The organism is Prosthecobacter sp. (assembly GCF_046154365.1).
Lineage (GTDB): Bacteria > Verrucomicrobiota > Verrucomicrobiia > Verrucomicrobiales > Verrucomicrobiaceae > Prosthecobacter.
Genome location: NZ_JBJXFV010000202.1, coordinates 1 through 9,847, shown reverse-complemented (window position 1 = coordinate 9,847; position 9,847 = coordinate 1). Strand labels below are relative to the sequence as shown.

The 9,847-nt window shown below is 61.8% G+C and carries 7 protein-coding genes; 3 read left to right on the top strand and 4 right to left on the bottom strand.

The window, feature by feature from the left end; all coding sequences use genetic code 11:
• Positions 1-1,499 (top strand): protein translocase subunit SecF (gene secF, locus ACKVY0_RS25890; protein ID WP_409217764.1); only part of this gene is annotated, 1,499 nt, incomplete at its 5' end.
• A 91-nt stretch (positions 1,500-1,590) separates the two neighbouring features.
• Positions 1,591-2,562 (top strand): TerC family protein, encoded by a 972-nt coding sequence (locus tag ACKVY0_RS25885; protein ID WP_409217763.1) that lies wholly within the window; start codon positions 1,591-1,593, stop codon positions 2,560-2,562.
• Between the two features lie 78 nt (positions 2,563-2,640).
• Here the strand turns inward: ACKVY0_RS25885 and ACKVY0_RS25880 are convergent, their stop codons facing one another.
• On the bottom strand, positions 2,641-3,291 hold the full coding sequence (locus ACKVY0_RS25880; protein ID WP_409217762.1) for a hypothetical protein: 651 nt from the start codon (positions 3,289-3,291) through the stop codon (positions 2,641-2,643).
• Between the two features lie 298 nt (positions 3,292-3,589).
• The gene (locus ACKVY0_RS25875; protein WP_409217761.1) at positions 3,590-4,879 is read right to left on the bottom strand and encodes a glucose-1-phosphate adenylyltransferase; all 1,290 of its coding nucleotides are present in this window, start codon (positions 4,877-4,879) and stop codon (positions 3,590-3,592) included.
• 113 nt (positions 4,880-4,992) lie between these two features.
• Here ACKVY0_RS25875 and glmS point away from each other — a divergent pair, with 113 nt between their 5' ends.
• Positions 4,993-6,867, top strand: a complete 1,875-nt coding sequence (gene glmS, locus ACKVY0_RS25870; protein ID WP_409217760.1) for a glutamine--fructose-6-phosphate transaminase (isomerizing) — start codon at positions 4,993-4,995, stop codon at positions 6,865-6,867.
• A gap of 244 nt (positions 6,868-7,111) precedes the next feature.
• Here the strand turns inward: glmS and ACKVY0_RS25865 are convergent, their stop codons facing one another.
• Together ACKVY0_RS25865 and ACKVY0_RS25860 are read right to left on the bottom strand one after the other, a co-directional pair.
• Entirely contained in the window at positions 7,112-8,173 is a 1,062-nt protein-coding gene (locus ACKVY0_RS25865) for a Wadjet anti-phage system protein JetD domain-containing protein (RefSeq protein WP_409217759.1), read from the bottom strand.
• A 32-nt stretch (positions 8,174-8,205) separates the two neighbouring features.
• Positions 8,206-9,847, bottom strand: a 1,642-nt coding sequence (locus tag ACKVY0_RS25860; protein ID WP_409217758.1) for an SbcC/MukB-like Walker B domain-containing protein, incomplete at its 5' end; no start/stop codon positions are given.

Sequence of the window (9,847 nt, the reverse complement as noted above, 5' to 3'; positions counted from 1 at the left end):
CCTCGATCGTGGGGACGGCGGCGGTTTCCATCTTCATGATGGTGTATTATCTCTTCTCCGGATTGGTGGCGAATGTCGCGCTGATCACAAACATCATCATCCTCCTGGGCGTGATGTGCTCGGTGGGAACCACCTTGACCCTGCCGGGCATCGCCGGCGTGGTCCTGACCGTCGGCATGGCGGTGGATGCCAACGTGCTGATCTTCGAGCGTATCCGGGAGGAGCTGGCCACCGGCAAGTCCCTTCGCGGCGCGTTGAACGCCGGCTACGACAAGGCCTTCGGCACCATCTTCGACTCCAATCTCACCACGCTCATCGCCTCCGTCCTGCTGATCTATCTCGGCACCGGCCCGGTGAAGGGCTTCGGCGTCACGCTGACCATCGGCATCACGGTGAGCATGTTCACCGCGCTCGTGGGCACCCGCGTAATCTTCGACTGGCTGCTGGCCAAGAACCTCCTCCCGAACCTCTCGATGCTGCACCTCATCAAAGGCAGCAACATTGACTTCATGAGCTGGGCCAAACCGGCCTTCGCCCTGTCATGGGCCGTCATCATCCTCGGCCTCGGCTACGGGGCGTTTGTGCGCGGCCAGCAGACGCTGAGCGTTGACTTCGTAGGCGGCGATGCACTGACCTTCTCCTTTGCCAAGCGCGTCGAGACCGACCAACTCCGCAAGCTCATCAGCGGCGTCGAATATCACGAGCGCCTGGAGGGAGCCAGCCAAGCAGGGGCTCGCACCCGCAAGGTGGGTGATCCCCTGGTGGCCTACCAGCGCAACATCGGCCAAGGCACGGAAAACCTCCGCGTCACCGTCCCCGCTGGCGCGGGCGAGGCAGTCAAGGAGGCCCTGTTCAAGACCTTCCCCGACGCGAAGTTCAAGCTGGATCAGTCCCGGCAAGTCGGCGCGGTCATCGGCCGGGAGATTCTCCGCAGCGCACTACTGGCCTTGGGATTATCCCTTTTCGGCATCCTCGTTTACGTGGCCTTCCGCTATGAATTCAGCTTCGCCGTCGGCGCGGTGGTGGCCGTAATGCACGACGTGCTCATGACCGTGGGCATCTACTGCCTGACCGAACTATGGGGTGAAGGCCGGCAGTTTAATGCCACCACCGTGGCCGCCATCCTGACCATCGTCGGCTTCTCGATCAACGACACCATCGTCATCTTTGACCGCATCCGGGAGGACTTGAAGCTCGGCGTTCGCGGCTCTTTCACCGACCTGGTCAACCGGGCGCTGAACCAGACGCTCAGCCGCACCATCATCACCAGCGGCACAGTGTTCATCGCCACGCTGGCGCTTTACGTTTTTGGCGGCGGCGTCATCAACGACTTCGCCTTCATGTTCCTCGTGGGCATCATCACCGGCACCTACTCATCCATCTACATCGCCAGCGCACTGGTGGTGTGGTGGCACAAGGGCCAGCGCCCGAACATCGATGCCGGTTCCAGCGTTGCGGCGGAGGTGCTCCCGCCCACGGCCAAGCCCGGCACAGTCTGATTCATCCAGTTCCGTTGCGGTGAACGGACCGCTGCTCGCCCCCGTCTGCTAAAGGTGCCCCGCTCGCCGGGGCATCAAACCATCACCGTTCATGCTCTGCATCGTCGAGATCACCCCCTGGCACTGGGCCGCGTTCGTGGCGACCGTGGTGGTGTTCCTCGCTCTCGACTTGGGCGTGTTCCATCGCGCGGCGCGCGTGGTGCGGTTCCGCGAAGCGTTAGGGTGGACGGCCCTGTGGTTCTCGCTGGCGATGGCTTTCGCCGGCCTCATCAAAGCCACCCGGCCCAAGGGTGAAGCCCTCGAATTCGTAACCGGCTACCTTATTGAGTTGAGCCTTTCGATGGACAACGTCTTCGTCATCGCGCTCATCCTCGCCTATTTCCGTGTCCCCAAGGAGCAGCAGCACCGCGTGCTCTTCTGGGGCATCCTGGGCGCCCTGCTCATGCGCGGCGCCATGATCGGTTTGGGAGCGGTGCTGATCAAGCAGTTCCACTGGACCCTTTACATCATGGGCGGCTTTCTCGTGTTCACCGGCATCAAAATGCTCTTTGTGGATGACGACGGCGTGCATCCCGAGAAGAACATTTTCATTCGTCTCGCCCGAAAGTTTTTCCCCGTCAGCCATGATTTCGACGGCCAGCACTTCGTGACGCAGCTCAACGGCCGCCGCGCGCTCACTCCGCTCGCGCTGGTGCTCATGATGGTGGAGACCACCGACCTGATCTTCGCCGTGGATTCCATCCCGGCCATCTTTGCCGTCACGCAGAACACCTTCATCGTCTTCACCTCGAACGTGTTCGCCATCCTGGGGCTGCGGTCGCTCTACTTCCTGCTCGCCGGGGCGATTGGTTACTTCCGCTACCTGAAGGTGGGGCTGGCCATCGTGCTCGCCTTTATCGGCGTGAAGATGCTACTGGGCATCTGGGACGTGCAAATCCGCACCGGCGTCTCGCTGGCGGTGGTGGTGACCCTCATCCTCGTTTCGATGGCAGCCTCGATCTGGGCGGCCCGCCATGCGCCCACTTCACCTCCGGACGCCAAACCGACCGAACCGCCGCTCTGAGCGAGCGCTTCGCACCGGCTGAGGCAGGCACGCATCGAGAGGGCAACCGGTTTCAACTGCCCCCTTGTCTGACTAAACTTACCTGAGCTCCCACACCCGGACTTCGTCCATGTGAACCTCGTCCGTGTCCTTGCCACCGGTGCGGAAGACAAGACCGGGTTTCTTGACGTGGAAATCCTTGCTGGTGGCACGGATCGATTCCATCCCGGCAATCTGCGCGAGCACGTCGTCGCCCTTCATTTCGAGGAGGAGTTCATACCAGCGGCCCTTTTCAAACGTCGCCGTGGACTTGGCGAACGCCTGGTTCGTGGACTTGGGGTCGGACTTGTCGTTGTGCTCAGTGAGGTTCCAGCCGGTAGCCGTGATAATCACGGAGAAGAGGTGGCCCTTCTTCTTCAGCTCGCCCGGCGCAGGGTCAAAGCCGACGTGAAACATCTTCGCGCCCTCGAAACGGAACTTCACGAAGACGGCGGCGTCCTGCAACGGCAGCGCGCGACGGAACGCGGCGGCGTGCATGTCGGCGGCCACTTCGCTGGCCTTGAGCACGCCATCGGCGACGGTGAGCTTGCCGGCGTTGCGGTTCCAGTTCTTCGGCACTTCCTTGCCATCAAACTTTTCCTCCAGCAGCAGAGCCCCCTTCTTGCCGAGCTTGGGTTCGAGTTCGGCGGCGGGGGCAGAGGAAGTGAGAAAGAGGGCAGCAGACGCGACGAGAAGAGGGGACAGTTTCACAACGTGAGTCCGTGAGTCTGCGGACGCGGGCCGGTGGGGAGTGGTTACGGGTCTCCTACTCCCTGGACCTGTGCTGTCGGTGGAAAGCAGCAGTTCGGGGCGGCTCCGAGCAGTCCAACCGCAATTCGTCGATTGCAAATCGCCGGCACGGGCTCAGGGGCTGAGATCGCGACCGTTGGCGAGCCGTTAGGTCGCCCCCCCTGCCCTCTCGGTCAAGGTGAGGAAGAACGGCTACGAGTTCCGCCGACGCCACCCTCAAGCCATAGCCTCCCCACATCGCGGCGTGCACCGGACGGGATCAAATCACCGTGCCGTGGGGGATGATGCCGTTCTTGGGGATGATGACGATGCCGTCGCGGATGACGTAGTTCGGGCCGTCGAAGTTCTCGGGCTTGCCAGCGGGGGAAATGACGCAGTTGTCACCGATGCGGGCGTTCTTGTCCAAGATGGTGTTCTCAATGCGGCAGTGCTGGCCGATGCCCATGCGGGGGCGGCCGGCGTTGAGGTTTTCCAACATGCTGGCCTGGGACTCGTAGTAGTCCGCCCCCATCATGATGACGCGGTGGAGGTTGGTGCCCAAGCCCACGAAGCTGCGGATGCCGATGACGGAGTGGCTGATGTGCGCATGGCTGATGATGCAGCCATCGGAGACGATGCCGTGGTCAATGCTCGCGCCGTTGATCTTGCTGCCGGGTAGGAAGCGCGGGCGGGTGTAGATCGGCGAACTCATGTCGAAGAAGTTGAACTTTGGCAGTTCCTCCGCACCATCGAGGTTCGCCTCGAAGAAGCTCTTGATGGTGCCGATGTCCTCCCAGTAGCCCTGATAGACGTAGCTGAAAACACGGTGGGTGGTGATGGCTCCGGGGATGATGTGCTTGCCAAAGTCGGTGAAGTCGTTGTCGAGCAGCTTCACCATCACGGAGCGGTTGAAAACGTAGATGCCCATCGAGGCGAGGTAGAAGTCCTCGTCGCCCTCGATGTCGAGGTTTTCGTAGGACTCGCGGGGGATGCGGAGGGAGTCGAGCACGCCGGGGTCCTTGGGCTTCTCCACGAAACGCACGATGCGGCGATCGTTGTTGATCTGGAGAATGCCGAGCGCTTGCGCACTCTCGCGGGGGACGGGAATGGTGGCGATGGTCAAGTCCGCCTGCGATTCCGCGTGCTGGGCGATGATGCGGCGGAAGTCCATCCGGTAGAGTTGGTCGCCGCTGAGAATGAGGCAGTATTCCCAGTCGTGGTTCAGGAGATGCGCGAGGTTCTTGCGCACAGCGTCGGCGGTGCCCTGATACCAAGACGTGCTGTGCATGGTCTGCTCGGCGGCGAGCAGTTCCACGAATCCGCCGCTGAAATGGTCGAACTTGTAGCTCTGGCTGATGTGCCGGTGGAGCGAGGCGGTGTTGAACTGCGTGAGCAAATACACACGGCGGTAGCCGGAGTTGATGCAGTTCGAAATGGGGATGTCCACGATGCGGTATTTACCCGCGAGCGGCACCGCCGGCTTGGAGCGGTCCTGCGTGAGGGGCCAGAGACGCGTGCCCTGCCCGCCGCCCATGACGACAGCGAGAACATTCGGAACGTGGGGGGCCATGCGGCGTGGTGCAGCCATAATCAAATCCTTTCTTGCGGTTATGTTGAATGCTCCTTTAGCCTATTTTCTGGCGTCAGCGCAAGCATCAACCCAAATTTTCCAGTTCCATATCTATGTGCGGCATCATCGGCTACATCGGAAAACAGCAGGCCACCCCCATCCTCATCGAGGGCCTCCGTCGTTTGGAATACCGCGGCTACGATTCTGCCGGCGTCGCCGTGCTGCAAAACCGGGAGCTCACCACACGCAAAAAGAAGGGCAAGATCGATGAGGGGCTCGCCAAGCTCGTGCAGGCCAACCCCATCTACGGGCAGGTCGGCATGGGCCACACGCGCTGGGCCACCCACGGCCCGCCCACCGATGAAAACTCCCACCCGCACTTGGACGAGTCCGGCAAAATCGCCGTCGTCCACAATGGCGTCATCGAGAACTTCGACACGCTGAAAGACCGTTTCCTCAAGGCCGGTGACACGTTCAAGTCCGCGACGGACACCGAGGTCCTCGCGCACCTCATCGGCCACCACTACGAAGCGGTGGTGAGCGCCGGCAAGGGGGCATGGACGGGCGAAGGCACGCACCCGCTGGCCCAAGCCGTGATGAACGCCCTGCGCGAGGTCATCGGCACCTACGGCATCGGCGTCATCTGCACGGACCACCCTGGTGTCATGGTGGGCGCGCGGCGCGGGAGCCCGCTCATCGTCGGCGTTGGCGAGGGCGAACATTTCCTCGCCAGCGACGCCAGCGCCATCGTCAGCCACACCCGCACGGTCATCTACTTGAAGGACTACGACGTCGTCACGCTGTTCCCCGACAAGTTCAAGATGGACTCGCTCGGCAACGAGGTCGCCTCCTTCCAGCTCTCGAAGATTGAATTCGACGCCGACGCTGCCGAGCGCGGCACGTTCGCGCACTACATGCTCAAGGAAATCTTCGAGCAACCCAAGACCGTGCAGAACGCCATCCGTGGCCGTCTGGATGCGGAGGACGGCACCGCGAAATTCGGCGGCCTGAACATGACTACGGCCGAACTGCGGGACGTGGACCAGATTGTCATCACCGCCTGCGGCACGAGCTGGCACGCTGCGCTCGTGGGTGAGTATCTCATCGAGGAATTCGCGCACATCCCAGTCGAGGTGGAATACGCGTCCGAATTCCGCTACCGCAACGCCCCCATCGAGAAGAACACCCTCTGCCTCGTCATCACCCAATCCGGCGAGACAGCGGACACCCTCGCCGGCCTGCGCGAATCCCGCCGGCGCGGCCACAAGGTGCTCTCCATCTGCAACGTCGTGGGCAGCACCATCGCCCGCGAGGCCGACGGCGGCATCTACCTGCACGCCGGACCAGAAATTGGCGTCGCGTCCACGAAAGCCTTCGTCAGCCAAGTCAGTGTGCTCACGATGTTCGCTTTGATGATGGGCCGCATCCGCATGCTCTCAAATCGGCGCGGCAGCCAGATCATCAAGGCCCTTGAAGCCATCCCTGATCAGATTCAGCGCATCCTTGATCAGAGCGAGGAGATCAAGCGCATCGCCCTCAAGTATGCCCATGCCGAGGACTTCTTCTTCCTCGGGCGGCAATACAACTTCCCCGTCGCACTCGAAGGTGCACTCAAGCTGAAGGAGATTTCCTACATCCACGCAGAAGGATACCCCGCCGCCGAGATGAAGCACGGCCCCATCGCGATGATCGACGAGAAGACCCCCACCGTCATCCTTTGCCCCACCGACGCGCTCTACGAGAAGACCTTCAGCAACCTGGAGGAAATCAAGGCGCGCAAAGGCCCGATCATCGCCCTGGCCACCGAAGGCAACGAGCGCATCAAGGAGAAGGTCGAGGATGTCATTTATCTCCCGGCAACTTGGGAGCCGCTGCATCCGCTCCTCGCCGTCATCCCGCTGCAGCTCCTCAGCTACTACATCGCCGTCGCGCGCGGCTGCGACGTGGACAAGCCCCGCAACCTCGCCAAGAGCGTGACGGTGGAGTAGCCACCAGAAATTGCTGATTTCATGTATGTTGAACAAAAATATTCTTTGAGAAGAAAAACAAAGTCTGAGAATTGAAAATATAGTTTGAGAATCCCTTAGCCGACGTGATTTTTGGATGCCTTCAGATTTGCGGGGAGCACGCCCCGCCCTTGGGTCTGTGCTTTGAAGAGAACAAAAGCGCAGGGCTGATCCGCGTTGCGTGCAGGGGCGTGACTACTGCCGTTCCAGGCTGGATCGCCTTTGCTTACGAGTTCGACTCCCGATTGTCGTGCGAGCGGAGAAACTCCCAACCAGCGAGTTCCTGGGCGAGGCGCTTCCCCCCATCGAAAAGCGGCCGCACGTTTTCCGCCAGAGGTCCGAGCCAGGCCGCAGCGTCCTCAGACATAGACTCAACCGAACCCGACTTCGTCTCGCGGCCTTGTCCCAGTCTCAACAAGTGTTGGTAACTCCAGAGGTCAGGCTCAACCGGGGGCATGCCCATTCGGAGTGCCTTGGCCGAAGCCTCGATGGGAATTCGCAGGCCCTGTGGATCGAGATCCCCGAAATAAAGCACCCGCTGCGGGGTGGTGAGCTCTGCCAGGATGTCCCGCAGGTAGCGCGTGCTGTCCGCGAACCGGTTGCCACAACCATACACGACCGCGCTGAACAGTCGGCGTTCCTCGTTCCAGCGAGAGTAGGAATGCCAGGTGGCGGCATTCTCGATGACCAGCGTGACTCCGGTGTCCTGCGGTCCCCGTTTCCAGCCGAACGGTTCGCCCACGATTTCGCAGCGAAGCAGTTCCAGCGACAGCCGACCGGACTGAAAAAGCGCCGACTCACGCAGGGCATCCAACCGCTTCTCGTCCCCAAAAAGTTGGAACGACCGCTCCTTGATGGGGACCATCGGCCGCTCCCGTCCGCCAGTGCGAAAGAACTCATTCATGCTCTGCAAGTCCGCCGGGGAGACCAAGGGGCGGACCTCCGGGACGAAGCTGAGTTCGAGCTCCCAAGCAACCGTCTCCCATGCAAATGAGCACTTGGAGCTGGCTTCAAATTCAGGGAACAGCGCACGCAGCTCAGGTTCAGTCTCCAACGGAATGACGACGCGCTCAATCACCTGACGGCGCTGTCGTGACGCTTTTATCACGATGTTCCCAGCTTCAGCCAAGGTTCTGGCATCACGATCGGCTTCGCGCCGTTCCTCAGCCGAGTTCAAGCCCGCGTCCTGCAACAACTCCTCCCATTTGCGTGAGAACGGACGGTCATACTCGTTCGCGTTCGCCGCGCCGCGGTTGGCGAACCACTGGCGGTGCAGCTCCTGGAGCACGGGCAGTTTGCGAAACGAGGGATTCAACGGCTTCACTCGAAGCACTCCTCCGCTTGAACGCGAGTCAGGCGGATGGGGATGTTGTCGATCTCGGTGACGTAGCCCGTCTTCTCGTCACGCTTTTCCGACTTCCGGCACATGATGATCGTGTCGGCGTAGGGTGAGATGACCCCGAGTTTTTCCGGTGGAAACGCGAGGATCAACTGAAGATTGAAGTTCCGCGCCAGTTCGAGGCAGTCCTCAACGCCGTCACCAGACAGTTTGGAAAAGGCTTCATCCATCACGACCAGGCCCATGTGCTGGGAGCGCCCGGAGCCCAAATCATATACGCGCCTGAACGCGGCCAGCATGGAGATGAAAAACGGTGCCTGGTTTTCGCCGCCGGAGAGATTGCGCCCGCTGCGGGCTAGCGAGATTGGCGGCGCGTCCGGCAGCTTGGCCTGCACCATTTCCAGGTCGTAGCGGTGGTATTGCCGATAATCGAGCAGACGCCGCGAGCGGTCGTCCGCCTGCTCCGGGGCTTCCACGGCGGTCATCAGCAAATGCAACGCTTCTTGGACCTCGTCGCTGCGGCTCGCCTTGAGTAGCTCGTCAGTCGGCTCAAAGCCGGAGTCCAACAGCTTCCACAAGGGGCCAAAGGCCGGATCACGGCGAAACGTGATGCGGTAGCGATACGCGCCGATGTCGCGATCCAGATAATCGCGCAACTGCTTGACCGTGCGCTCCGCCTCATGAAGCCGCTCGTTGAGGCGGTCGAGCACGCTTTCCTGCAGCCGTTTCTCCCAATCCTTGCGGCGCTCGGCCGCCAGTGAGCGGTATGTGGGGAGCTGGGTCTCTTCAAGCAGCCGGAGCCGGGCGCTCCATGGATCGTTGTCCTCCTCGGTCACCGGAAAATCATGGCGGTATTCGGGATGCCGCTGGCTGGTGGCCAGCTCCTGGCGCGCCAGATTGCGCGCAGCCCGGGCGGTGGCCGCCTGTTCAGTGGCGGTAGTGGCGCGCTGTTGGGCCGCGTTCACCCGCTCGTGCCAGCGCGGTTGGACGGCCATGATTTCACCGAGCATCGCCTGTGCTTCAGCATCCAGGACACCTTTGGGCAGGCTCAGGCGGCTTTCCTGAACTGCCAATTGTGCCGAGGCCAAATCCTCCAGTGCTCGATCCAGAGCTTCGCCAAGTTCCTTCCGCTTCTGCTGATAGCCCTGCCGGCTGTTTTGCAACTCACCCAACGTTTGGCTGGCGCGGGCGAACTCCGCCTGCATCTGATCGCGCTTCGCCAAACGGGACTGCCGTTCGTCCGTGGCGAGGAACGCAATCCGCTGGTTGATTTGATCCAACCTGGCGGCGAGTTCTGGAATACGGGCCAGCTCACCGCTGCGATCAGGCAGGCGCGCATCATCCAGCCCAGCCCGTTTGCCCTCGTCGAGCCAGCGATGGACAGCCTGGATCAGCCGCTCACCCATGTCGCGGGTGACCATCAGCTCCTTTTGCTCACGCAGGACGGCTGCCCGCAGGCGTTTGATGCCCTCGGTGCCGAGCGTGAACTCGAAACCTTGGGTTGGGCGCAACCGGCGGCGCGTGGGCGTCTGCTTGAAAATGCCATCACGGGTGATGGCGCGGTCGTGTGCGTCCAACTCCTCACCCCGGTCCACGGCACCGATCCGCCCGTGCAGGTGGCGA